At 73.1% G+C, this 24,795-nt stretch carries 19 protein-coding genes; 14 read left to right on the forward strand and 5 right to left on the reverse strand.

What is annotated here, in order from left to right; translation table 11 throughout:
- Window positions 1-172: 172 nt before the first annotated feature.
- From K1X13_RS04030 to paaI, 10 genes are all read left to right on the forward strand, one after another.
- A complete protein-coding gene (locus K1X13_RS04030; RefSeq protein WP_221023720.1) occupies window positions 173-3,721 on the forward strand; it encodes a glycogen/starch synthase in 3,549 nt (1,182 codons plus the stop codon).
- Window positions 3,722-3,728: 7 nt separating this feature from the next.
- Entirely contained in the window at window positions 3,729-4,739 is a 1,011-nt protein-coding gene (locus tag K1X13_RS04035; RefSeq protein WP_221023721.1) for a phosphotransferase family protein, read from the forward strand.
- Window positions 4,736-6,619 (forward strand): ABC transporter ATP-binding protein, encoded by a 1,884-nt coding sequence (locus K1X13_RS04040; RefSeq protein ID WP_221023722.1) that lies wholly within the window; start codon window positions 4,736-4,738, stop codon window positions 6,617-6,619. Before K1X13_RS04035 ends, K1X13_RS04040 begins: the two co-directional genes overlap by 4 nt.
- An 11-nt stretch (window positions 6,620-6,630) precedes the next feature.
- The gene (locus tag K1X13_RS04045; RefSeq protein ID WP_221023723.1) at window positions 6,631-7,776 is read left to right on the forward strand and encodes a phosphotransferase enzyme family protein; all 1,146 of its coding nucleotides are present in this window, start codon (window positions 6,631-6,633) and stop codon (window positions 7,774-7,776) included.
- Between the two features lie 34 nt (window positions 7,777-7,810).
- Window positions 7,811-8,896: an aminoglycoside phosphotransferase/kinase family protein gene (locus tag K1X13_RS04050; RefSeq protein ID WP_221023724.1), complete on the forward strand. Its 1,086-nt coding sequence runs from the start codon at window positions 7,811-7,813 to the stop codon at window positions 8,894-8,896.
- Window positions 8,893-9,987 carry a phosphotransferase gene (locus tag K1X13_RS04055; protein ID WP_221023725.1) on the forward strand — a complete coding sequence of 365 codons (1,095 nt, stop codon included), beginning with the start codon at window positions 8,893-8,895 and terminating at the stop codon, window positions 9,985-9,987. Before K1X13_RS04050 ends, K1X13_RS04055 begins: the two co-directional genes overlap by 4 nt.
- A 112-nt stretch (window positions 9,988-10,099) precedes the next feature.
- Window positions 10,100-10,924: a maleylpyruvate isomerase family mycothiol-dependent enzyme gene (locus K1X13_RS04060; protein WP_221023726.1), complete on the forward strand. Its 825-nt coding sequence runs from the start codon at window positions 10,100-10,102 to the stop codon at window positions 10,922-10,924.
- Window positions 10,921-11,856 (forward strand): oxidoreductase, encoded by a 936-nt coding sequence (locus K1X13_RS04065; RefSeq protein WP_308249382.1) that lies wholly within the window; start codon window positions 10,921-10,923, stop codon window positions 11,854-11,856. Before K1X13_RS04060 ends, K1X13_RS04065 begins: the two co-directional genes overlap by 4 nt.
- A 70-nt stretch (window positions 11,857-11,926) precedes the next feature.
- Window positions 11,927-12,409 carry a GNAT family N-acetyltransferase gene (locus K1X13_RS04070; RefSeq protein WP_221023727.1) on the forward strand — a complete coding sequence of 161 codons (483 nt, stop codon included), beginning with the start codon at window positions 11,927-11,929 and terminating at the stop codon, window positions 12,407-12,409.
- The gene (gene paaI / locus K1X13_RS04075) at window positions 12,406-12,858 is read left to right on the forward strand and encodes a hydroxyphenylacetyl-CoA thioesterase PaaI (protein ID WP_308249383.1); all 453 of its coding nucleotides are present in this window, start codon (window positions 12,406-12,408) and stop codon (window positions 12,856-12,858) included. Before K1X13_RS04070 ends, paaI begins: the two co-directional genes overlap by 4 nt.
- 6 nt (window positions 12,859-12,864) lie before the next feature.
- Here the strand turns inward: paaI and K1X13_RS04080 are convergent, their stop codons facing one another.
- From K1X13_RS04080 to K1X13_RS04090, 3 genes are all read right to left on the reverse strand, one after another.
- The gene (locus K1X13_RS04080) at window positions 12,865-14,586 is read right to left on the reverse strand and encodes a glycerol-3-phosphate dehydrogenase/oxidase (protein ID WP_221023728.1); all 1,722 of its coding nucleotides are present in this window, start codon (window positions 14,584-14,586) and stop codon (window positions 12,865-12,867) included.
- A gap of 45 nt (window positions 14,587-14,631) precedes the next feature.
- Complete coding sequence (glpK, locus tag K1X13_RS04085; RefSeq protein WP_221023729.1) at window positions 14,632-16,149, reverse strand: glycerol kinase GlpK; 1,518 nt, start codon at window positions 16,147-16,149, stop codon at window positions 14,632-14,634.
- A gap of 103 nt (window positions 16,150-16,252) precedes the next feature.
- Window positions 16,253-17,095, reverse strand: a complete 843-nt coding sequence (locus tag K1X13_RS04090) for an MIP/aquaporin family protein (RefSeq protein ID WP_221023730.1) — start codon at window positions 17,093-17,095, stop codon at window positions 16,253-16,255.
- 118 nt (window positions 17,096-17,213) lie between these two features.
- On the opposite strand from K1X13_RS04090, the gene K1X13_RS04095 reads away from it, so the two are divergent.
- The 4 genes from K1X13_RS04095 to K1X13_RS04110 all read left to right on the forward strand — a co-directional run bounded on the left by K1X13_RS04095 (window position 17,214) and on the right by K1X13_RS04110 (window position 22,706).
- A complete protein-coding gene (locus K1X13_RS04095; RefSeq protein WP_221023731.1) occupies window positions 17,214-17,981 on the forward strand; it encodes an IclR family transcriptional regulator in 768 nt (255 codons plus the stop codon).
- A 2-nt stretch (window positions 17,982-17,983) separates the two neighbouring features.
- Window positions 17,984-19,486, forward strand: a complete 1,503-nt coding sequence (gene glpK, locus K1X13_RS04100) for a glycerol kinase GlpK (protein WP_221023732.1) — start codon at window positions 17,984-17,986, stop codon at window positions 19,484-19,486.
- Window positions 19,487-19,769: 283 nt separating this feature from the next.
- Window positions 19,770-20,987, forward strand: a complete 1,218-nt coding sequence (locus K1X13_RS04105) for a CaiB/BaiF CoA transferase family protein (RefSeq protein WP_221024563.1) — start codon at window positions 19,770-19,772, stop codon at window positions 20,985-20,987.
- 222 nt (window positions 20,988-21,209) lie between these two features.
- On the forward strand, window positions 21,210-22,706 hold the full coding sequence (locus tag K1X13_RS04110) for a carboxyl transferase domain-containing protein (RefSeq protein ID WP_308249384.1): 1,497 nt from the start codon (window positions 21,210-21,212) through the stop codon (window positions 22,704-22,706).
- Window positions 22,707-22,709: 3 nt separating this feature from the next.
- Here the strand turns inward: K1X13_RS04110 and K1X13_RS04115 are convergent, their stop codons facing one another.
- Together K1X13_RS04115 and K1X13_RS04120 are read right to left on the reverse strand one after the other, a co-directional pair.
- Complete coding sequence (locus tag K1X13_RS04115) at window positions 22,710-24,014, reverse strand: MFS transporter (protein WP_308249385.1); 1,305 nt, start codon at window positions 24,012-24,014, stop codon at window positions 22,710-22,712.
- On the reverse strand, window positions 24,011-24,661 hold the full coding sequence (locus K1X13_RS04120) for a GntR family transcriptional regulator (protein ID WP_221023733.1): 651 nt from the start codon (window positions 24,659-24,661) through the stop codon (window positions 24,011-24,013). Before K1X13_RS04120 ends, K1X13_RS04115 begins: the two co-directional genes overlap by 4 nt.
- Between the last annotated feature and the right edge of the window lie 134 nt (window positions 24,662-24,795).

The raw sequence follows: 24,795 nt of genomic DNA on the forward strand, positions 1-24,795 counted from the left end.
CCTAGTCCCCCTAGCCCCTTCGGGCGTCGCATTGCACACCGGTTTCGCCATGGCCAGCAGGTGACCGACTGGTGAATGCTGGGAAGCCTCGCAGCTTCTATCTCGGGAGAAGCCATGTGTCCGTCGTGTTCGACCTTGCATCCCCTCCGGCGTCCGGGCTAGGCCGCGCACGATGTCGGGGGACCCCACCAGCACCCACCCACTCACCTCGGATGGCGCCGCAGGACGCTCCAACCGCATCCTGTTCGCCACGGCCGAGGCCTATCCCTTCGCCAAGGTCGGCGGGCTGGCGGACGTCAGCGACGCGCTGCCCAAGGAGCTGGCCCGGCTCGGTCACGAGGTGCGCGTGGTGCTCCCCGGCTACCGGGGTCTGGCCGGTCGCCGGGTGCTCTCGATCGACGTCCGCATGGGCCCGGTCACCGAGCGCGTCCACGTCTCCTTGCTGGCCAGCCGGGAAGGCGTCGAGGTCTACACGGTGGGCTGCGACGGCTGGTTCGACACCGACGTGCCGTACGGCTACCACGACGACGACGTGCTGCCGTTCGTGCTGTTCTCCAAGGCCGTCGCGGCGCTGGCTGCGCACCCGGACTGGCGTCCCGACGTGATCCACGGCAACGACTGGCACTGCGGTCTGGTCGCGCAGGAAGCGCGGTACGGCGTCCACGCGGAGGCACTCGAGCGCACCGCGGTGGTGTTCACGATCCACAACATCGCCTACCAGGGACAGGTCGGCGCCTCGATCGACCAGACCATCGGGCTGCCTCCCGCCGGGAGCCTGCTCTCGCGCGGAATCGCGTTCGCCGACCAGGTCAGCACGGTCAGCCCGCGGTACCTGACCGAGATCCTCAGCCCCGAGCACGGCGCGGGGATGGACGCCCTGCTCCGGGCCCGCGGTGACGACGTCCGCGGGATCCTCAACGGCGTCGACTACCGCGAGTTCACGCCCGAGCACGACCCGTGGATCGACGTGCAGTACGACGGCACCTTCGTCCCCGGCAAACGGGCCAACAAGCGCAGCCTGCAGGCGGACAGCGGCCTCGGGGTGGCGCCGGACCGGCCGCTGTTCGGCATGGTCGCGCGGCTGGTCCAGCAGAAGGGCGTCGGGCTGGTCTGCTCGGTGCTCGACGACATCGCGGCCCGGGGCGGCCAGGTCGTCGTGATGGGCGAGGGCGACCGGCGCTACCGGCGCGACCTGGCGGCGGCCGCGCGCCGGAACCCGGACAGCGTCGCCTTCCACCCCACTGCCGAGGAGGGGCTGGCCCGGCGGGTGTACGCCGGGTCGGACTTCTTCCTCGCCCCCTCGAAGTTCGAGCCGTGCGGCCTGACCCCCCTGATCGCGCTGCGCTACGGCGCCGTGCCCGTCGTCCGCCACACCGGCGGCATGGTCGACACCATCGTCGACTACGCCGCCGACCCGGACCGGGGGCTCGGCTTCGTCTTCCTGCACCGCCGGGCCAGCTCGTTCCTCCAGGCGATCGACACCGGGCTCGGCGTGTACCGGCGGACCCCGGCCTGGCAGGGCCTGCAGCGCCGGGCGATGGCCGCCGACTTCTCCTGGCGGGCGCCGGTCAACGAGTACGCGGCGCTCTACCGGACCGCCCTGCGGAAGCGACTGGCCCGGGCGCCCGTCACGCTCGGGCCGCGGGGCGCGCCAACCCTCCCCGCGACGGCCGCCCGGACGCCGGCCGCCTCCACGCGGGCCCCGCGCACGCCGGCCGGCCCGACGCAGGCGCGACCCGCGCCCGCACCGCTGCCGCTGGCGCTGGTCCACCACGCGAACCAGTACCTGATCACCGACGGGTACACCGACCGCGAGGGGCTCACCTCGCTGCTCCAGGGTTACGCCGCCCTGCTCCGGCTGCACGTCCGCTACCGCGTCCCGGCGAGCCTGCACCTGTCCGGCACCCTGGTCGAGGCGGCCGCCTGGCACCACCCGTCGTTCCTGCACCTGGTGCGCGACCTCCGCGCCTCGGGGATGCTCACGCTCGTCGGCGGCACCTACTCCGAGAACGTGCTCACCGAGTTCGGCGAGGAGCTCAACCGTCGCCAGCTCGAGGAGCTGTTCTGGCTCTACGAGCACCACCTGGGTTGCCCGCCCGAGGAGCTGCAGGTCTGCTGGGTCCCCGAGCGGGTGTGGCGCACCGAGCGGCTCTCCGAGCTGCTGACCAGCCCGGACCTGCCCAACGGCGGCTACCGCTACGTGCTGCTCGACGACCGGCTGCTCTACCCCGCCGACGGCGGGTACGGCGGCAGCGACCGCGAGCTCTTCGACCTCGCAGACCCGGCCGCGCCTCCGCCGGCCGACGCGCTGCGGCCGTACCGCATCGTCGGCAGCAGGGGCCTCGAGGTGGTACCGATGTCGACCCGACTGCGCTACTGGGTCCCGCCGGCCGGCCAGACGCACTGGCGCAGCCTGGGCCGGATGGCCGACATCTCCACCGCCCCCGGTGACGACACGGTGCTGGTCTACGCCGACGACCTCGAGAAGACGGCCGGGGTCGGGCCGTGGGACGCGAGCGCGCTGGAGCACTACGAGTCGTTCCTGCGCTGGCTGGTCGCGCAGCCCAGGCTGGCCCCCGTCGCGCTGCCCAGCTGGCTCGCCGAGCGGCGCCGCCCGGCGGCCGAGCGTGCCGTGGAGCCGGGGACGTTCGTCGAGCTCGCGCAGCAGTGGCGTGCCGGCGAGGACTACCACGGCTGGACCCGCGACGCCGCGTGGACGCCGTACCGGCGGAACCTCGACCGCGCGCACTCCTTGATCCGGGCCGCCGAGCGCGACGACGCGGAGCCCCGGCTGGTCTCACTGGCGTGGAAGCACCTGATGGCGTCGACGTACGAGACGGCCTGGCACGACGTGGCCGCGCCGGGTGTCCCGCTGGCCCCGTGGTCCCGGGCGCTGGGCAGCCACGCCCGGACGTGCGGCGTGCTGGTCGCCGCGGCCCGGTGGTTCGCCTCGGAGGAGCAGGGGGCGGTCGCCGAGCTGGTGGACCTCGACGGCGACGGCGAACGGGAGCTGGTCGTCGCCAACGGCCGGCTGTTCGCGGTGCTGTCCCCCGAGCACGGCGGGAGGCTGGTCTACCTGGCCACCCGCTCCGAGAGCGGCGGCGCGCTGGTGGTGGGAAACCCGTCGGACGACTGGAACTGGCAGGAGCCGCTGAACCGGTACATGGACCAGCCGGCGAACCACCCGGGCGCCCTCGCCGACGTCGGCTTCGTCCACGACCGGTACGAGGTCGTGGTGACCTCGACCGGGGACGCGGTCGTGGCCGACCTCGTGGACGTGCAGGAGGGCAGCACGCTCCGCGGTGCCCGGAAGCGGATCGTGCTCGGCTCCGCGAGCACCGCCCTGCTCGTGGCCTACCGGCTGCCCGCCGAGCACCCGGCCCTCGACGTCGACGTCTGCCTCTCCACCGATTACTACGCGTTGCTGCGCCGCGGCCGGCGGGGCGCGCGCCGCTTCGGCGGGCGGTCCTTCCGGGGGGTGCGCAACGGCCCGGTGGCGGCCTGGGTCGCGTTGGCGGACGGCGAGGAGACCTGCTGGCACGAGCCGCGCCAGGCGGAGGTCGGCCACGGCATGGTGATCGGGCTCCGCGCGGATGCCCGGTCCTTCCACCTGCTGCTCGGGGTGGGCGACACCGACGCGGAGTGGTCGGCCCTGCAGATGAAGCAGGGTCTGCAGATCCTCGACCGCCTCGGGGCGCCGCGGCGCGAAGCGGCGAGGTGATTCGGACATGGACCGCCTCACCGACCTCGACCATGCGGCCCGCCGGGCGCAGAGGCACGCCGCCGCCGCCGCCCTGCTCGAGGATCTCCCGCCGCTCGACGCGCTCCCGGTCCACGCCGTGGCGGTGGACCGCACGGCCGTGGTGCACGCCTCCCGCAGCCGCCCGGTCGTCCGCTGGGACCTCACCGTCGAGTCGGCCCACGGTGAGGCGGCCCACCTCCCGGTGATCGGGAAGGCCTTCGTCAAGGGCGACGGCGAGCAGGCGTGGCGGCTGCTCCGGCGACTGCGCGCCGCGGGGTTCGACGACCCGGTGCTGCAGGTGCCCGAGCCGTTCGGGTTCGACCCGGCGCGTCATCTGCTGGCCCAGGAGGAGGCGCCGCCGGTCACGTTGCACGCGCTGCTCCAGGACGAGCTCGACGACGCGCTGCCCGCCGTACGCCGGGTGGCGACCTGGCTGGCGCGGTTGCACGCCGTCCCCGGGGCCGACGTCCCCGCCCTGCCGGCCCACTTCGAGAGCCACAAGCTCACCGAGTACGCCACGGCGCTCGCCGGCGAGCTGCCCTGGGCCGCCGACCGGGTCCGCGACCTGACCGCGCTCACGGTGCACCGGCTGGACCGCGCGGCGAGCGACCCGGCGGTGCTGACGCACGGTGACTTCCAACCGAAGAACGTGCACCTCGACCAGACCCGGGTGGTGGTGATCGACTTCGACCGTGCCGCGCTCGCCCCCGCAGCCCGGGACCTCGGCCACTTCCTCGGGCAGACGCTCACCATGGGCGCGGCCATGCACGGGCACCTCGGGGCCGCGGCGGCGTGGGGCCGCGAGCTGCTCGACGGGTACGTCGACGCCGGCGGCGACCCGGGGGCGGTCCGGTCGACGCCGGGCTACGTCGCGCGCACGTTCGCCGAGGTGCTGTTCTACCGCCTCGTCGTCCGCCCGGTCGGCACGGAGGCCTTCGTGCCGGCCTGGCTCGACGCCTGGGAGCAGCACCTCGACGCCGACGGGGAACGGCCGTGAGGACCCGGACCGCGGCAGGGCCGGTGATGCCGCCCCGGGAGATGATCCGCACCTTCGGCCCCTTCCTCAGGCCGGTGTGGCCGGCCTACCTGCTCGCCGTGGTGCTCGCGATCGTCGTCACCGGCATCGGCCTGCTCAAGCCGTGGCCGCTGAAGTACCTCTTCGACAAGGTGCTGGTCCCCGAGGCGAGCTACGACGCAGCCGACGTGGACACGATCCTGCTCCTGATCGTCCTGGCCCTGGCCGGGATCGCGATCCTGGACTCGGTGACCACGCTGCTGCGCGACTACGTGCTCACCGCGGTCGGCGAGCGGATCTCGGCCGAGATCCGCACCGCGCTTTACTCCCACCTGCAGAGCCTGTCCCTGTCGTTCCACCAGAGCATGGCCACGGGCGAGCTGACCACCCGGCTGACCGGCGACGTGGAGAAGGTACGGGCGCTGCTCACCGGCACGCTGATCAGCGCCACCGGGAACATCCTGACCCTGGCCGGGATGACCGGGGTGCTGCTCGTGCTGGACTGGCAGCTCAGCGTCGGGCTGCTCGTTGTACTCCCGCTGCTGGTGCTGACCGTGACCAGCTTCCGGGCCCGGATCAAGGCGGTGGAGGAGCACTCCCGCGAGGTGGAGGGTGACCTCGCCGCCGCCGCGCAGGAGTCGCTCACGGCGATCAAGCTGGTGAAGTCGCTGGGCCGCGAGCGGCACGAGTCCGCCCGCTTCGGGGCCAAGTCGCACAACTCGATGCAGGCGATCCTGAAGGCGACCCGGACCACCTCCGGGTTCTCCCTGGCCCTCGACGTCGTGGTCGCGGTGGCCACCGCGGCCCTGGTCTGGCTGGGGGCGCAGCGGGTCGTGTCGGGTGCGCTGACCCCGGGTGACCTGATCATCTTCACCTCCTACCTGCGCGACTTCTTCGGACCCACCCGGTCGCTGTCCAAGCTGCCCGCCCAGCTCGCCCGCGCCGGGGTCCGCGCGGCCCGGATCGCGGACATCCTCGAGCGGGAGCCGGCCATCGTGGACCGCCCGGACGCGATAGCGGCCACCCCGCCCCGGCAGGAGCTGCGCCTGGACGACGTCACCTTCGCCTACGAGCCCGGCCGCCCGGTGCTCAAGGACGTCGACCTCACCATCCCGGTCGGCCAGACGCTGGCCATCGTCGGCCCGACCGGCGCCGGCAAGTCCACCATCGCCGCGCTGCTGTGCCGGCTGCAGGACCCGACCTCGGGCCGGGTGCTGATGGACGGCGTGGACCTGCGCGACGTCACCGGCGAGAGCCTGCACGCCCAGGTGGGACTGGTGCTCCAGGAGGCGCAGCTGTTCCGCGCCTCGGTGCGGGAGAACATCGCCTACCCGCGGCCGCGCGCCTCCCTCGACGAGATCGTCGAGGCCGCCCGGGTCGCGCTGGCCCACGACTTCATCACCGCTCTCCCGCACGGCTACGACACGGTGCTCGCCGAGCGCGGGGCGTCGTTGTCCGGGGGCCAGCGGCAGCGGATCGCCCTCGCCCGGGCGGTCCTGCACGGGGCGCCGGTGCTGGTCCTCGACGAGCCCACCACCGGGCTCGACGCCCGCTCCGAGCATGCGGTGCTCCGGGCCCTGGAGCGGGTCGGCGCCAGCCGCACGGTCGTCGTCATCACCCACCGGATGGCGGCGGCGATGACCGCCGACGACATCGTCGTGCTCGACGGCGGACTGGTCGTCGAGCACGGGAACCACGAGGCCCTGTGGGCCGCCGGTGGCCTCTACGCCGAGATGTGCCGCATCCAGGGGCTCGGCGACACCACGGACGCCGACCTGTTCACCGGACCGCCCGGTCGGCACGCCGCCGACCTGGGCCTCTACCTACCCCCCGCTGAGCAGCTGCTCGCGGACGACGGATGAGAGGGAGACAGATGGTCGACGACACCCAGGCGAGGACCGCCCCGCCCGACATCAGCCCGTCCGAGATGCTCCGGACCTCGGCCCTGCGGAGCGGCGGACGTGCCCCCAAGCCTCCCTTCGACGAGGTCGCGCTGCTCCGCGGGCTCGAGAAGGAGTACGACCTCGGCGACTGGCTGGCCTGGTCCCCGACCCGCTACGGCGCGTCCAACGACAGCTGGTTCGTCGAGACCGAGGACGGCGACGTCGTCGTACGGCGCTCGCACGACCTGAAGACCGCGGACGGGGCGCGGTTCGAGCGGGCGCTGATCGAGTACCTGGTCGCGCGCGGCTACCCCGCCCCCGCCGTCGTACCCACCCGCTCCGGACAGGGCAGCGTGACCGTCGAGGGCGTGCTGCACATGGTGATGCGCCGGTTGCCCGGGGGGCCCTACGACCGCGAGTCCCCCGGCCACCTCCGCGCCGCGGCGCGCGGGCTCGGCCGGTTCCACCGTCTGGTCGGCGACCTGCCCACCGACCAGACCGCCGAGGAGTCGTCCACGCTGGTGACGCTGTCCGCGCCGGCACAGGAACGGCTCCGGTTCGCCTTCGCCGTGGTGGAGCCGCTGCTGCGCCCCGACCGCCGGTACGACGTCCGGGCCGACGTCGACGCGCTGGTCCGGGACATGGCGACGGTGCACGACGGCCTCACCGAGCAGCTTCCCGAGCTGACCTACCTGGTCACGCACGGCTCCTACGGACCCACCTCGCTGCTGCTCAGGGGGGACCGGCTGACCGGGGTCGTGGACTACGACCGGGCGGCGCACGACCTGCTCAGCCTCGACCTCGCCTACGCCACCTGGGTCTTCTGCGGCCCCGACGGCGCCCGTCGGAGGGAGCTCGGGGTCGACCCGGAGCGGCTGTCCACGTTCCTGCGTCACTACCGGACACAGGCCTCCCCGACCGCGGGCGACCTCCGGGCGTTGCCCGCCGCCATGCGCGCCCGGCGGCTGGTCAAGGTGACCAAGAAGTCCGAGAACCTGCTGCACAAGCACGCCTACGAGCCGCGCGACGCCGACCAGGCCGACAAGTTCGCCCGGACGCTCGCGGTCGAGGCGTCGCAGAGCCGCTGGCTGGAGGAGCACGCCTCCGACCTCCGCCGCCTCCTGACCCCCTCCTGACCCCCCGCCCTTCCCCAACCCCCAGGGAGAGACCATGACGAACCCGCCAGCGCACGCGACGCCGCGCGACACCGCACCGACGGCGACCTCGCCGCCGGTCCCCTCGACCCACCAGACCTCGCGTCGGGTCAAGACCGAGCAGCTCGCCCGGATGGAGACGATCTGCTCGACGCCGTACCTCGAGCGGTTCGTGCGCCCCTACCTGCCGGCCGGCACGCCGGACGACGGCGAGTGGCGGACGAAGACCATCCAGCTCGACGGCAGCGGCGCGGCCACCGTCCAGATCTGCCGCGACGGCGCGGAGCCGGTGTTCGCCAAGGCGTTCCCCTTCGACGACGGCCCGGACGTCTACGCCAAGCTCCAGGTGTTCCGGGTAACCGGCTTCGGCGCCGGTCAGCGCTACCAGACCGTCGAGCCGCTGGCCTGGGAGGAAGGGCAGCAGGTGATGCTGTGCCGGGCCGCTCCCGGCCGCGCGGTCTCGGAGCTGATCGGCGGGCCGGTGGACGCTCTGTGCGACGCCACCGCGGAGGCGGGTCGCTGGCTGGGCAGCTTCCACGGCTCCCAGATCCGGGTCGGCGCACCCCAGTCGCTGCTGGTCACCGGTGAGCTCACCAGCCTGGCCAAGCGGCTCGCGAAGACCACCACCCAGCAACCGGACTACCTGCCCGTCGCCCTGGAGATGCTCGCGGCCCTCGACGGCCTCACCTACGGCACCGCGGACGGGCTGCTCGCGCAGAGCCACGGCCAGTACCGGCCGATCCACGTGTTCACCACGCCTGACACGGTGACCGTGATCGACCTCGACCGGAGCGCGCCGGCCGACCCGGCGCGCGACGTCGCCGAGTTCCTGCACCACACCCGCACCAGCACCTACGTCGCGACCGGGGACGTGCACCGCGCCGACGAGCCGTGCAGCGCCTTCCTGGCCGGCTACCGCGAGACCGCCGGAGAGGAGCCGCTGACCAACCTGCGTTTCCACTGGGCCCGGTACGTGCTGCACAGCCTCTCCAAGCAGGTGAAGTCCGGCGACATCCCGCCGCACACGGTGGAGACCCACCCGACGTACCTGCGGTACCGCGCGGAGTTCGACCGGATCGTCGACGGGCGGGCGCAGGCATGACCACGCCGGACATGACGACGCCGGGCGTGACTGCCCCGGGCGCTCCGCCGGGTACGACGTCGCCCGGCCGGGGGCCGGGCCCGGCGGTGCCGGGTCAGGCGGCCCCGGGCTCGCACATCCTCGACCGCAACGGTCAGGCGCTGCCCGTCGCGGACCTGGTCCACCTGTGGCCGCTGGGCGGCTGGCACTCCCTGGAGCACGTGCCGGGCGGCAAGAACGAGCACTACCGGCTGCGCGCCGCCGACGGTGTCTTCTACCTGCGCCGCTCGCACCGGTCCAAGGCGCGCCCGGAGCTGGCCGCCCAGCTCGAGCTGATGCGGATGCTCCGGCTGCGCGGCCTCCCGGTCCCCCTGCCGTACCCGACCCGCTCCGGGCACGACCACGCGGTCGTCGACGGCAGGTTCTGGACCGTGACCCGGGCGATCGCCGGCCGGCGGTTCGACGACGCGTCCGAGGAGCACCTGCGGCAGCTCGGCCGGACGCTCGGTCGCTACCACCGGCTGACCGAGGACCTCGACGCCGGCGAGGGCGACCCCGGGCTGCTCACCGAGCTGCGCGCCCGGCAGGCCGACCCGGGCCTCCCTCCCGAGGTGTCCGCGCGGGCGGCCGAGGTGATCACGCGGCTGGCCGGCCTGGCCCCGGACCTGCCGCGTGCGGTCGTGCACGGCGGTGCGCGGCGCGGGAGCCTGGTCTTCCAGCGCGACCGCGTGGTCGGGGTGCTCGACTTCGACAGCGCCCATGCGGACGTGCGGGTGCTCGACCTCGCGGTGGCCGCCCACGACGTCGGCAAGGTGTATACCGAGCACGGTGCGAGCGACCACAAGGTCCGGATCGATCTGCACCGGGTGCATGCCCTGCTGGCGGCGTACACCGAGGTGCGGTCGCTGCACCCGGTCGAGTCCGCGGCCCTGCCGGTGTTCCTCGAGGCCAAGCGGCTCAAGCGGGCCCTGGGCCGGATGCGGCGCGACCACGCGGGCGAGCCGCTGTCGGCCAACGACCACGCGAAGATCGAGCTCGAGGTCCGGCGGCTCGCCTGGCTGGACACGTACCGGGAGGAGCTCACCCAGATCTGCACGGCCGCGGCCCGCTAGTCGCGAGGATGGCGCCCGCGGCCGTGCGGCGGCTCTCCTCGACCGTCGCGTGCCGACCCGGTCCGGGCGGGCCACGGGACGCAGGGACATTCCGGTCTTCTAGGCTCGGGGCATGACCTCAGACCAGGAGCGGCTCGCCGGGTACGTCGAGACGTGGAAGAGCGCCGTGGACGACGTGCTGGTGCTGCTGCGCAGCCTCGACGAGGACGACTGGTCCCGCCCGACCGACCTGCCCGGGTGGGACGTGAAGGGCGTCGCCGCGCACCTCGCCCACCTCGAGTCCGAGCTCAGCGGCGTGCGGCAGCAGCGCGTGGAGGTTCCCGAGGGCGCGCACCTGACCGCCCCCACGTCGCAGTACACGGAGAGGGGCCTGGTCGCCCGCGCGTCGATGAGCGGCCCCGAGATCGCCGACGAGCTCGAGCAGGCGGCCGCGGCACGCTGGCGCCTGCTCCGCGACGAGCCGCCGACCGACGGCTCCGCGGACCCGCCCCGCACGCCGGGCAAGATCGGGTGGAGCTGGGAGACGCTGCTCAGCAACCGACCGGTCGACGTGTGGATGCACGAGCAGGACATCCGGCGCGCCGTCGGCCGGCCCGGCGGTCTGAACAGCGCCGCCGCGGCGCACACGGTCGCCGTGTTCACCAGGAGCCTGCCCTACACCGTGGGCAAGCGGGTGGCGCCTCCGGTCGGTACGACGGTCGTGCTGGACGTGACCGGGGTCAGCCCCGTGCACCTCGCCGTCGTGATCGACGAGAACGGGCGCGCCGTACCGATGAGCGGCGACCCGGAGCAGCCCACCACGCACCTGCGGATGGACCGCGAGGCGTTCACGCTGCTCGCGGGCGGCCGCCGTCCCGCGTCGGTGCTCGACGTGGAGGTGACCGGTGACGAGGACCTCGGCCGGCGGGTCCTCGACGCGATGGCGGTGACGCCGTGACCGCGGCGCACCAGTGGACGCTGGCCGAGATGCCGGACCTGTCCGGGAAGCGGGCCCTGGTCACCGGCGTGACCAGCGGCATCGGCGAGCACACCGCGCTCGAGCTGGCCCGCAAGGGCGCCGAGGTGGTGATGGCCGCGCGCAACGAGAGCAAGCTGCGCCGCGCGGTCGACGACATCCGGCGGGTGCTGCCCACGGCGCGGCTCGAGCCGCTGCTGCTCGACCTGGCCGACCTCGGCTCGGTGCGCCGTGCCGCCGACGAGGCGGTCGCGCTCGGGGAGCTCGACCTCCTGGTCAACAACGCCGGCGTGATGGCCACCCCGGAGCGGCGGACCGTGGACGGCTTCGAGCTCCAGCTCGGGACCAACCACCTCGGCCACTTCGCGCTGACCGGTCTGCTGTGGCCGGCGTTGACCAAGGCGCCCTCGGCGCGGGTGGTCACGGTGTCCTCGCTCGCGCACCGGCTGGTCCGGCGGGTGCCGCTCGACGACCCGCGCACCACCACCGGGCACTACCGGAAGTGGACCGCGTACGGGTACTCCAAGCTGGCGAACCTGCTCTTCGCCTTCGAGCTCGACCGGCGGGCGCGCGCCGCCGGGGCCGCGGTCACGTCCATGGCCGCGCACCCGGGCTACGCCGCGACGAACCTCGTGCACGCCGGGATGAACATGGACGGCACCCGCGCCGACGGCGCGATCGGGGTCGGCGCGACCCGGCTCCTCGGGCAGCCCGCGGACCTGGGGGCGCAGCCGTCGTTGATGGCCGCGACCATGCCGGGCCTCGCCGGCGGCAGCTACACCGGGCCGCGCGGCTTCGGGGAGCTGCGCGGCCTGCCAACGGTGGTCGGCGCCTCCCGCGCCGCGCGCGACGGGAAGCTCGCCCGGGAGCTCTGGGAGGTCTCCGAACGGGCCACCGGCGTCACCTTCCCCTGACCGCCGGGACGAGGCGGGTCGGCGGCAAGCCGGGGCAGGACGAGCCGGGCCGGCGTGTCAGGCTTGGCTCATGCCGATCCTGCGACGCATCTCCGAGCGCGACCACGACCTCGTGCTCGACCTGAACCAGCGCAACGTGGAGGCGCTCGCCCCCATGGACCGGGCGCGGCTGCTCGAGCTCGACGGGATCGCCGACCGGTTCGACGTGGTGGACGTGGACGGGGAGTTCGGCGGCTTCGTGGTGACGTTCGCCCCGGGCACGGCGTACGACTCCGAGAACTACCGCTGGTTCACCGAGCGCTACGCGGACCGCTTCTACTACCTCGACCGGATCGTGCTCAGCGACCGGTTCCGGCGGCGCGGGCTCGGGACGTTCGTGTACGACGAGGTCGAGCGGGTCGCCGCGGCGTACGAGCGGCTCACCCTCGAGGTCAACCTCCTCCCGCCCAACGACGTCTCGCTCGCCTTCCACGGCGCGCGCGGCTACCTCGAGGTCGGCACCCTCGGCGACGACGAGCACCTGGTGTCGCTCATGGAGAAGAAGCTCCCGTGAGCGGGCTCCGGCCGGACGCGGGCGAGGCCGTCGAGACGGCCCGGCGCAGCGCCGAGGCGATGTGGGAGGACGACCGGGCCAGCCAGTCGCTCGGGATACGGATCGTCGCGGTCGGACCCGGTACGGCGACCGTGCAGATGACCGTGCGCGACGACATGGTCAACGGGCACGGCATCGGGCACGGCGGGTTCACGTTCTCCCTGGCCGACTCGGCCTTCGCGTTCGCGTGCAACAGCTACAACCGCCGCACGGTCGCCCAGGCCTGCGAGATCCGCTACCTCGCCCCGACCCGCCTCGGCGACGTGCTCACCGCGGTGGCGGTGGAGCGCACCCGCGCGGGGCGGGACGGGACCTACGACGTGACGGTGTCCTCCGCCGACGGCGTGGTCGCCGAGTTCGTCGGCACGAGCAAGGAGATCCGCGGCACGTTCTTCGACGACACTCCCTGACACGGCTCAGCTCAACGGCACGACGTCCGGCGCCCCGAGCCGCGCGGCGTCCGCGGTCTGGTCGTCCGGCATCTGCTGGCTCTCCCGCTCCGCGGCCACCCGCTGCAGGTAGTGCTCCACCTCGAGCTTCACCTGGTCCGGGCTCCACCCCAGCGGCTCCGCCATCAGCTCGGCGGTCTCCTCCGCCGACCGGGTGCCGCGGTGGAAGGTCTCGATCGAGATCCGGGTACGACGGGTGAGCACGTCGTCGAGGTGACGGGCCCCCTCGTGCGTGACGGCGTACACGACCTCCGCGCGCAGGTAGTCGTCGGTGCCCTCGAGCGGCTCGCCGAGCGACGGGTCGGACTCGACCAGGGCGAGCACCTCGCGCGCCAGCGTGCCGTAGCGGTGGAGCAGGTGCTCCACGCGCACCAGGTGCAGCCCGGAGCGTTCCGCGAGCCGGTGCCGGGAGTTCCACAGCGCGTCGTACCCCTCGGCGCCGAGCAGCGGCACGTCCTCGGTGCACGAGGCCGGCACCCGGAGGGCCTGCGAGGCCTCGAGCCCGTGCACCGCCTCGTCGACGGCGTCCTTGGCCATCACCCGGTAGGTGGTGTACTTCCCGCCGGCCACCACCACGAGCCCCGGGACCGCGTGGGCCACGGCGTGCTCGCGGGACAGCTTGGAGGTTGCCGCGGACTCCCCGTGCAGCAGCGGCCGGAGCCCGGCGTACACGCCCTCGACGTCGGCGCGGGTGAGCGGGGTCGCGAGCACCTCGTTGACGTGCTCGAGCAGGTAGTCGATGTCGCTGGAGCTGGCGGCCGGATGGGCCTTGTCGAGCTCCCAGTCGGTGTCGGTCGTGCCGATGATCCAGTGCCGGCCCCAGGGGATCACGAACAGCACCGACTTCTCGGTGCGCAGGATCATCCCCGACTCCGAGCGGATCCGGTCCTTGGGCACCACGAGGTGGATGCCCTTGCTCGCCCGCACCTTGAACTGGCCGCGCTCGTCCACGAGCGACTGGGTGTCGTCGGTCCACACGCCGGTGGAGTTCACCACCTGCCGGGCCCGCACCTCGAACCGGCGGCCGGACTCGAGGTCGTGCACCACCGCCCCGCACACCCGCTCGCCCTCGCGGAGGAAGTCCACCACGCGGGTGCGGCTGGCGACGTGGGCGCCGTACGCCGCGGCGGTGCGCGCCAGGAACATGGTGTGCCGGGCGTCGTCGACCTGGGCGTCGTAGTACTGCAGCGCACCGATCAGGCTGTCCTTGCGCAGCGACGGGGCGACCCGCAGCGCCTGCCGGCGGCTCAGGTGCTTGTGCCGCGGCAGGCCGCGGGACCGGCCGGACAGCACGGCGAGGGTGTCGTAGAGCGCGACCCCGGCCCCGGCGTACACCCGCTCCCACACCCGCCCACGAAGCGGGTAGAGGAACGGCACCGGGCGCACCAGGTGCGGGGCGAGTCGCTGGATCAGCAGCCCGCGCTCCTGGAGCGCCTCGGCGACGAGCGCGAAGTCGAGCATCTCCAGGTAGCGCAGGCCACCGTGGATCAGCTTGCTGGAGCGGCTCGACGTGCCGGAGGCGAAGTCGCGGGCCTCCACCAGGCCGACGTCCAGGCCACGGGTGACCGCGTCGAGGGCGCAGCCGGCGCCGACGACCCCACCGCCCACGACCAGGACGTCGAGCTCGGTGGTGGCCATCGCGTCGAGCGCGGACTCACGCTGCTGCGGCGAGAGCGCGACGGGCTGCATACATCCTCCTGGCACGGTGCGACGGGCGGGCGTGACGGGACGTGATCAATCTACGTCAACCCAGTCGAGGGTCCGGCTGACCGCCTTCTTCCACTCGGCGTACCCGGCCTCGCGCTTCTCCTCGTCCCAGTTCGGCTCCCACCGCTGGTCCTCGTTCCAGTTCTGGCGCAGCTCATCGGTGTCCTTCCAGAAACCGACCGCCAGCCCGGCGGCGTACGCCGCGCCGAGCGCCGTGGTCTCCGCGACCACCGGACGGCTCACCGGCACGCCGAGCACGTCGGCCTGGATCTGCATGCACAGCTGGTTCGCGGTCACGCCGCCGTCGACCTTCAGGGTCTCCAGCTTCACCCCGGAGTCCTGCTCCATCGCCTCGGCGACGTCGCGGCTCTGGTAGCAGATGCTCTCCAGCGTCGCCCGCGCCAGGTGCGCGTTGGTGTTGTAGCGGGAGAGGCCGACGATCGCGCCCCGGGCGTCGGCCCGCCAGTACGGCGCGAACAGGCCGGAGAACGCCGGGACGAAGTACATGCCGCCGTTGTCCTCGACCTGCCGGGCCAGCGACTCCGACTGGGCCGCGCCGCTGATGATGCCGAACTGGTCGCGGAGCCACTGCACCGCCGAGCCGGTCACCGCGATCGAGCCCTCGAGGCAGTACACCGGCTTCTCTTTGCCGAACTGGTAGCCCACCGTGGTGAGCAGGCCCGCCTTGGACCGCACCATGTCCGTGCCGGTGTTGAGCAGCATGAAGTTGCCGGTGCCGTAGGTGTTCTTGGCCTCGCCCGGGGCGAAGCAGACCTGGCCGACGGTGGCGGCCTGCTGGTCGCCGAGGTCACCGGTGAGCGGCACCTCGCCGCCGAGCGGGCCGGTGGCCAGCGTCATCCCGTACGGGTCGGGCGCGGACGACGGCTTGATCTCGGGCAGCATCGACCGCGGGATGTCGAAGATGGCCAGGAGCTCGTCGTCCCAGTCGAGGGTCTCGAGATCCATCAGCATGGTGCGGCTGGCGTTGGTCGGGTCGGTGACGTGCACACCGCCGCGCGGCCCGCCGGTCAGGTTCCACAGCAGCCACGAGTCGGTGTTCCCGAAGATCGCGTCACCGTTCTCGGCCGCCTCGCGGACCCCGTCGACGTTGTCCAGGATCCACTTGATCTTGCCGCCCGAGAAGTACGTCGCCGGCGGCAGCCCGGCCTTGTGCCGGATGGTGTCGCCGTGCCCGTCGCGCTCGAGCTTGGAGGCGATCTTGTCGGTCCGGGTGTCCTGCCACACGATCGCGTTGTAGTAGGGCCGCCCGGTCTTCTTGTTCCAGATCACCGTGGTCTCGCGCTGGTTGGTGATCCCCAGCGCGGCCAGGTCCTCCGCCTGGAGGTTGGACTTCCCCAGGCCGGTCTGGATCACCGAGGCGGTCCGCTCCCAGATCTCCACCGGGTTGTGCTCGACCCAGCCGGCCTTCGGCAGGATCTGCTCGTGCTCGAGCTGGTGACGGCCGATCTCGTTGCCGCCGTGGTCGAAGATCATGAAGCGGGTGCTGGTCGTGCCCTGGTCGACGGCTCCGACGTACTCCGGCATGGCTCTCTCCTGTGGTCTCGTTCGAGGTCTGGGTGCTGGGTCGTTGCTGGGCGGTGCTGGTGGTGCTGCGGCGTGCCGCGGGCGCGGCGGGCTGCCGCCGTCGTCAGCGGGAGGCGCCGCTGACGAGGTCCGCCTGCGGCTCGGAGACGGGCGGGGTCTCGCCCTCCACCTCCTCGGGCAGGTGGGACTCGATCAGCAGCTTGAACAGACCGCCGCCGATGAGCCCGCCGATGATCGGGGCCACGATCGGCAGCCAGAAGTACAGCTCCCCGTTCTGGTCCTGCATCGCGGTGCCGTAGCCGGTGACCAGCGAGGCGAGCCGCGGGCCGAGATCGCGGGCGGGGTTGATCGCGTAGCCGGCGTTCGCGCCCCAGGCCATGCCGATCGCGACCACGAGCAGCCCGACCACGACCGGACCGAGGTTGGACATCGGCGGGTTGTTGGTGGCCGTGGTGAGCGCGAAGATCACGAAGACGAGGATCGCGGTGCCCACGACCTGGTCGAAGAACGCCGTGGTGGTGCTGACGTCGTACACGCCGTTGCCCGGCAGCGTGGAGAAGATGCCCTGGGTCGCGACCGTGTGCCCGGGATCCACGGAGGCGATCAGGTCGCCGTAGGTGAACCGGACGACGATCGCGCCGGCGAAGGCGCCCGCGAGCTGCGCGATGCTGTAGGGCAGCACCTTGGCCCACGAGAAGCCCTTGAACGCCGCCAGGGCGATGGTGACCGCCGGGTTCAGGTGCGCGCCGCTGATCCGCGCGGCGACGTACACGCCGAGTGCGACACCGAGGCCCCAGGCCCAGGCGATCGCGTCGTGCTCCCCGGCCGGCGCGTCGGTGCCGGCGGTGGTGACCACCTGGGCGACCACGCCGCATCCGAAGAGGATCAGGATCATGGTTCCGGCGAACTCGGCGCACATCTCGCCGACCAGTGAGTTCCGCTTCATGTCACTCCCCACGTTCGGGCCCACAGAAGGGGCCATGACAGGGCTCCGACGCTAGGAGTGGCGTATGTGACGGTCAACACACCCGGTTCGACATTGTCGGACAGGGTACGCAGAACGTGTGCCAGGTCACATCCAGTCGGTCGAGCGTGCCGCCGCCATGCTGCGGATGGTCGGCGCGGTTCCGCACGGCTTGGCCCTGCAGGAGATCGCGGACTCCCTCGGCCTGGCGAAGTCCACCGCCCACGGGATCCTGGCCACCCTGAAGCACGTGGGAATGGTCGAGCAGGACCGCCGGACGGGGCGGTACCGGCTCCCCGGTGGCCCCGCCTCCTCCCGGCTCACGGGGGAGATCGACCCGCACCTGCTCCGCTCGTACGCGATGAACTGGACCGACAGCCTGGCCGCGCACGCAGGGGAGGCGGTGCTCATCGGCGTCCTGGCCGACACCGACGTCGAGGTCGTCCACCACGTCTTCTCCCCCGACGGCACCCGCCAGCGCCTGGTGTTCGGCAAGCGGTTCCCCGCGCACGCCACCGCGCTCGGGAAGGTGCTGCTGGCATTCGCCGGGTGGCGCGTCCCCCGGGAAGGGGGACATTGGCTGCCCCGGTACACCTCCCGCACCGTGGTCGACCCCGAGCAACTGCACCGGGAGTCGCTCGACATCCGCGCCCGCGGCCACGCGGTGGCCGTGGGCGAACTGCAGCCGGACATCGCCTCCGTCGCGGCCCCGGTCCGGGCTCCCGGCGGGATCTGCGTGGGCGCGGTCGCGGCGGCCGGCCCCCTGGACCGGGTCTGCCCCGACGGCCGGCGGCCCCGGGCCGACCTGGTCGAGCAGGTGGTCGCCACCGGGCACGCCGTCAGCGGACAGCTCGAGCGGGAGGCGTGAGCGTGACCGACAGCCTCGTGGCCGCGATCGACCAGGGCACGACCTCCACCCGGTGCCTGCTGTTCGACCGGGCCGGCCGGATGGTCTCGATGGCGCAGACCGAGCACCGCCAGCACTACCCGCGCCCGGGCTGGGTGGAGCACGACGCGATCGAGGTGTGGCGCAACGTGCAGCGCGTCGTACCGCGGGCGCTGCGACAGTCCGGGGCCACCCCGTCGCAGGTCGCCGCTCTCGGACTGGCCAACCAGCGCGAGACGACGGTGGTCTGGGACCCGCGGGACGGTACGCCGTACGCCCGGGCGATCACCTGGCAGGACACCCGGACCTCCGCCCTCGTCGCGGCGCTGCGCAGGGGCCCGCACGCGGAGACGTTCCGCCGGGTCTCGGGGCTCTCCCCCGCGCCGTACTTCGCCGGGCCGCGGGTGCGGTGGCTGCTCGACAACGTCCCCGGGCTCCGCGACCGGGCGGAGGAGGGCAACGCGCTGTTCGGGACGATGGACAGCTGGCTGGTCTGGAACCTCACCGGCGGCCCGGACGGCGGGCTGCACGTGACCGACGTGACCAACGCCAGCCGGACCATGCTGATGGACCTGCGCACGTTGACCTGGGCGCCGGAGCTGCTCGCCACGCTGGACATCCCGCCCGCCATGCTGCCGGAGATCCGCGGCAACGCCGACCTGGGCACGTCCTGCCGCACGCTGCTGCCGGGGGTGGAGATCGGCGCCGTGCTCGGGGACCAGCAGGCGGCGCTGTTCGGGCAGACCTGCTTCGACGCCGGCGAGGCGAAGTGCACCTACGGGACCGGCGCGTTCCTGCTGATGAACGTCGGGCAGCACGTGGTCGACTCCGCCGAGGGACTGCTCCCCACCGTGGCCTACCAGCTTCCGGGCGAGGTGGCCACCTACGCCGTCGAGGGGTCGATCGCGATGGCCGGCTCGCTGGTCCAGTGGCTACGGGACTCGCTGCAGATGATCGACAGCGCGCCGGAGATCGAGACGCTGGCGCGATCGGTGCCCGACAACGGCGGCTGCTACGTCGTCCCCGCGTTCTCCGGGTTGTTCGCGCCGCGCTGGCGTCCCGATGCCCGGGGGGTGATCGTCGGGCTGACGTCGTACGTCGACAAGGGGCACGTGGCGCGGGCGGTCCTGGAGGCGACCGCGTGGCAGACCCGCGACGTCGTGGACGCCGTGAACCGCGGCTCCGGCCTGGGCCTTCGCCGCCTCAAGGTGGACGGCGGGATGACCTCCAACTACCTGCTCATGCAGTGCCTCGCCGACGTGCTCGACGTCCCGGTCGAGCGGCCGATGGTCACCGAGACCGTCTCGCTCGGCGCGGCGTACCTCGCCGGGCTCGCCGTCGGGTTCTGGGCGGACCTGCAGGACCTGCGGAAGAACTGGCACCTCGCGGCCCGCTGGGAGCCGGAGATGAGTGCGGCGCGCCGGGCGCGCGAGCAGGTCGAGTGGGGCCGGGCGGTGGAGCGCGCCTACGGCTGGTCGCCCGAGTAGCCGGTGGGGCCCGGCGCGGACCCGGTTTCCAGTGGAAACCGGGAGAGCCCACCAGGACCAGCAAGACGGTCCGCTGCACCGGGCCGGGGCGTGAGGCCCGGCGGGGCGCGAGGCGTGCGGCGGGGCGCGAGGCGCGCGACGAAACCCGAGCGCACGCCGCGGGCCGTCACTAGACTCGGCGCCCTGTCGACCGCCGGGAGTCCCCCATGCGCCATCCCGCCGTGCCTGCGCTCACCGTGGCGCCGTGCCCGACGCACGCGGCGCCGTACGACGAGCCGCCTGCATGACCGGGCTGCTGTCGGACCTCGTCGTGGTCGACCTGACCCGGGCACTCGCCGGCCCGCACGCGGGCATGATGCTCGGCGACCTCGGCGCCCGGGTGATCAAGGTCGAGACGCCCGGTGCCGGTGACGACTCCCGGACCTGGGGGCCGCCGTTCGTCGGCCCGGACGACGACCCGGTGTCGACGTACTTCCTCTCCTGCAACCGCAACAAGGAGTCGGTGACCGCGGACCTGAAGTCCGAGGAGGGCCGCGCGTTCCTGACCCGGCTGGTGGCCCGGGCGGACGTGCTGATGGAGAACTTCCGGACCGGCGTGCTCGACCGGCTCGGCTTCTCCGTCGACCGGCTGCACGAGATCAACCCGCGACTGGTGGTCCTCTCGATCACCGGCTTCGGCCACGACGGGCCCGAGGGCGGTCGAGCGGGGTACGACCAGATCGCGCAGGGCGAGGCCGGACTGATGTCCATCACCGGGCCCTCCCCGGACGAACCGACCCGGGTCGGCGTCCCGATCGCCGACCTCCTGGCCGGGATGTACGGCGCCTTCGGGCTGCTCGCGGCGCTGCACGAGCGGCACACGACCGGGCGCGGCCGGGTCGTCCGCACGAGCCTGCTCGCCGCCGTGGTCGGGGTGCACGCCTTCCAGGGGACCCGGTGGACCGTGGCGCACGAGGTGCCCCGCGCGAGCGGGAACCACCACCCGGCGATCGCGCCGTACGGCCTGTTCCACACCGGCGACGGCCCGATCCAGATCGCCTGCGGCACCGACGGCCAGTGGCGCGCGCTGGCCACGCTGCTCGGCGTCGACGACCCCCGGTTCGCCACCAACCGGGAACGGGTGGCCCACCACCCCGACCTGGTCGCCGCCATGGAGCGGGCGCTCGCCGCCGACGGCGCCGCAGCGTGGCTGGCCCGGCTCGCGGAGGTCGGCATCCCGGCCGGCAAGGTGCGCACGCTCGACGAGGTCTACGGCTGGGAGCAGACGCTCTCGCAGGGGCTGCTCGTGGACGTCGCCCACCCCACCGCCGGGCCGATGCAGCTGCCGGGGCCGGCGCTGCGGTTCGACGACAACGCGTACGCCGGCGGCCGGGACCAACACCTCCCGCCGCCCCGGCTCGGCGAGCACGACGCCGCGGTCCGGGCCTGGCTCGACGCGCTCGACGCCGCGGACGCCGGGACGGATCGGGACGTTCCCGGCGGAACGCCGCCCGTGGTCTAGTCCCTTCACCGCCCCGTGTGAGAGCCGCCGGAACGGTGGGCATAAGAGTCTCACCAGGCCTTTCCAGCTCCACTCCCAGCAGGTGTCACCACCGTGCCGGGCCCGGACGGCGGCCTGCCCCTGGACGTCATGCCCCGGCCGTGTCCCCTCCGGCCGGGGCATGGCTTCGAATGCGATGCTTCTCCCTCAGCCGCTCCGCAGCCGCACCTGAGGGGAACCGCCGTGAGTGACCGTCTCTCCGCCGCAGCGCTCATCGACCTGGTCCTCGACGAGGGGTCCTGGGAGTCGTGGGACAGCCCGCCCGAGCGTGGCCTTGTCTCCGAGCAGTACGCCGCGGAGCTCCGTGCCGCCGAGGAGAAGACCGGGCTCGACGAGTCGGTGGTCACCGGAGCGGGGCTGATGCGCGGTCGCCGGGTGGCCGTGGTCGCCTGCGAGTTCCGGTTCCTGGCCGGCTCGATCGGGGTCGCCGCGGCCGACCGGCTCGTCGCGGCGGTCGAGCGGGCGACCGCGGAGGGTCTCCCGCTGCTGGCCGCCCCGGTCTCGGGTGGCACCCGGATGCAGGAGGGCACGGTCGCCTTCGTCCAGATGGTGAAGATCTCCGCGGCGATCGCGGCGCACAAGACCGCCGGGCTGCCGTACCTGGTCTACCTCCGCAACCCGACGACCGGCGGGGTGATGGCCTCGTGGGGCTCGCTCGGGCACGTGACGGTCGCCGAGCCGGGCGCGCTCGTCGGCTTCCTGGGGCCACGCGTCTACGAGGCGCTGTACGGGCGGCCGTTCCCTCCCGGCGTGCAGACCTCGGAGAACCTCTACGCGCACGGGCTGGTCGACGCGGTGGTGCCGCCCGAGGAGATCGCGGACATCCTCGACCGGGCGCTGACCGTGCTGCTCGCGCCGAAGCGTGACCTGGAGGAGATCCCGAACCCCGTCGACGAGGAGGTCCCCGACGTCGACACCTGGGAGTCCATCACCCGCTCGCGGCGGGCGGACCGTCCCGGCGTACGGCGTCTGCTCCGGTACGCCGCGACCGACGTCATCCCGCTCAACGGCACCGGCCAGGGCGAGTTCGACCCCGGGCTGCTGATCGCGCTCGCCCGGTTCGGCGGGTCGCCGTGCGTCTTCCTCGGCCAGGACCGGCGCGGGCAGACCGAGGACCACCCGCTCGGGCCCGGCGCGCTCCGGGAGGCCCGTCGCGGGATGCGGCTCGCCGCGGAGCTCGGCCTGCCGCTGATGACCGTGATCGACACCCACGGCGCGGCGCTGTCGGTGGAGGCCGAGGAGGGTGGGCTCGCCGGCGAGATCGCCCGCTGCCTCGCGGACCTGGTGACGCTCGACGCGCCGACGCTCACCCTTCTGCTCGGTGAGGGCACCGGCGGCGGGGCGCTCGCCCTCCTGCCCGCGGACCGGGTGGTCGCCGCGCAGCATGCCTGGCTCTCCCCGCTCCCGCCCGAGGGGGCGAGCGCGATCGTGCACCGTGACGTCGAGCACGCCCCGGACATGGCGCGGGCGCAGGGGGTGCGGGCGCTCGACATGCGGGCCGCCGGGATCGTGGACCGGATCGTAGTGGAGCGGCCCGACGCGGCCGACGAGCCGGAGGAGTTCTGCGCGCGACTCGGGGCGGTGCTGCGGTATGAGCTCGCGGAGCTGTGGCAGCGGGACCGGGAGGCGCTGGTCGGCGCGCGGACCCATCGGTACCAGCGGATCGGGCGGCTGGGCTGAGCCTCAGCGCAGGTGCTTGGTCATCTCGGCGTAGGTGTCGGGCTGCGACTCCGCGAGGTGGGCCCGGGCCTTGCGGCGGTACCTCCAGATCTGCACGCCACCGACCGTCCAGCCGACGTACTGCACCGACATCGCCACGGCGTACGCACCGGGGCTGTAGTCGGTCGATGACCCCGGGGTGACCACGTCGAGCAGCACGCCGATGGCCAGCACGGTCAGGAGCGAGGCGACGAACCCGCCGATGTTGACGATGCCGGTCGCGGACCCGAGCCGCCGGGGCGGGGCGAAGGTGCGGGCGAGGTCGAAGCTGATCATCGACCCCGGCGCCCCGAGACCGGTGGCCACGACCATCACCGCAAGCAGCCAGACGGGTGCGTCACCGGGCCAGAGGAGCACGGCGGTCCAGCAGGCCACGATCGCGCCGATGATCGAGAGCACCACCGTCGAGCGCTGCCACGGGTTGTGCGCGATGAACCAGCCGATCAGCGGCCCGCCGAGCATCATCGTGAGCACGAGCAGGGACACCAGGAGCGCGGCCGTCGGGCGACCGGTGTGCTCGGAGTCGACGAAGAACGGGAAGCCCCAGAGCAGGCCCATCACGTTGGCCGCGAACTGCGCGGTGAAGTGCGACCAGAGGGCGAGCCGGATGCCCGGGTCCTTCCAGGCCAGGGCCAGGTCGCGGCGGACGGTGGCCAGGCTCTTGGAATGCCGCGAGGACGCGGCGCCCGGCGGCACGTCACGGACGACCAGCAGGACCAGGATGCCGAGCACGACGCCGAGCGCGGCGCTCACCGCGAAGGTCGTGGTCCAGCCGAGCGAGGACAGCGACGCTGCGAGCGGTACGGCGGCCACGAGCGCGCCGCACTGCCCGAGCAGCGAGGTGAACTGGGTCATCACCGGGTTGCGCATCGGCGGGAACCAGGAGGCGATCAGGCGCAGGATGCTGATGAACACCATCGCGTCGCCCATCCCGACGAACACGCGGGCGGCCAGCGCGCCGGTGTACGACCCGGTGAACGCGAAGCCGAGCTGGGCCAGCGTCATCACGACGGCGCCGCCGAACAGCATCCGCTGCGGGCCGAACCGGTCGAGCATCACGCCGACCGGGATCTGCATGGCCGCGTAGACCAGGAGCTGCACCATGGTGAACGTCGACAGCTGCGACGCCGAGATGTCGAACCGCTCCGCGGCAGCGATGCCCGCGACGCCGAGCGACGACCGGTGGAAGATCGCGAGGAAGTAGACCGAGACGCCGGTGACCCACACCGCCAGGGCCCGGCGGCCCCCCCGAGGTGTTTCGACGGTCACCGAGACTCACGCGCCAGGTTGGTCGACCACACCAGGTGCTCGTTGACGACGCCTGCGAAGGCGTCGACGTCGTCTGCCTGCAGCCGCTCGATGATCCTGTCGTGCTCGGCGATCGCGGCGTCCATCCGGTCGCCCCGGCCGCGGACCATCACCGACGTGAACAGGGTCTGCCTCTCGCGCAGGGTGCGGTAGATCGCGGAGAGGACGGCGTTGCCCGCGCCGTCGACGATCAGCTCGTGGAAGATCCGATCGCACTCGGTGAAGCCGGCGGTGTCCTGCTCGCGGCGGCGGCGGCCCATGTCCTCGTGCACCTGGACCAGGGCGTCCAGAAAGGTGGCGCGGTTCGCGAACGACCGCGCGGCGGTGAAGTTCTCCACCAGCACCCGGGCCTCGAGGACGTCCTCGACCTCCTGCTGGGTGAACGAGGTCACCACCGCGCCCTTCTTCGGGTGCAGCTCGACCAGCCCCTCCACCTCGAGGCGCAGCAGGGCCTCGCGCACGGGCGTCCGGCTCACGCCGATCTCGTTGGCGAGAGCTCCTTCGGTGATCACGTCACCGGCGCCGTAAACCGCGTTGAGGATGGCCCACTTCGCGAAGTCGTAGGCGCGTTGCGCGGCGGAGCCGGTGGGGCGGGCAGAGGTACGCATGTCCCCTCCATGATAGATACAACAGCGCCGAGGTCGGGCATGGCTCTCATCGCGGACATCTTTCTCCCGACGAGCCGACGGCGGCCGGTGCGGCCACCGGCTTCCGACGCCGGGTGCGGCCACCGGCTTCAGGC

Origin of the sequence: Nocardioides jiangsuensis (assembly GCF_019679455.1) — a bacterium.
Lineage (GTDB): Bacteria > Actinomycetota > Actinomycetes > Propionibacteriales > Nocardioidaceae > Nocardioides_C > Nocardioides_C jiangsuensis.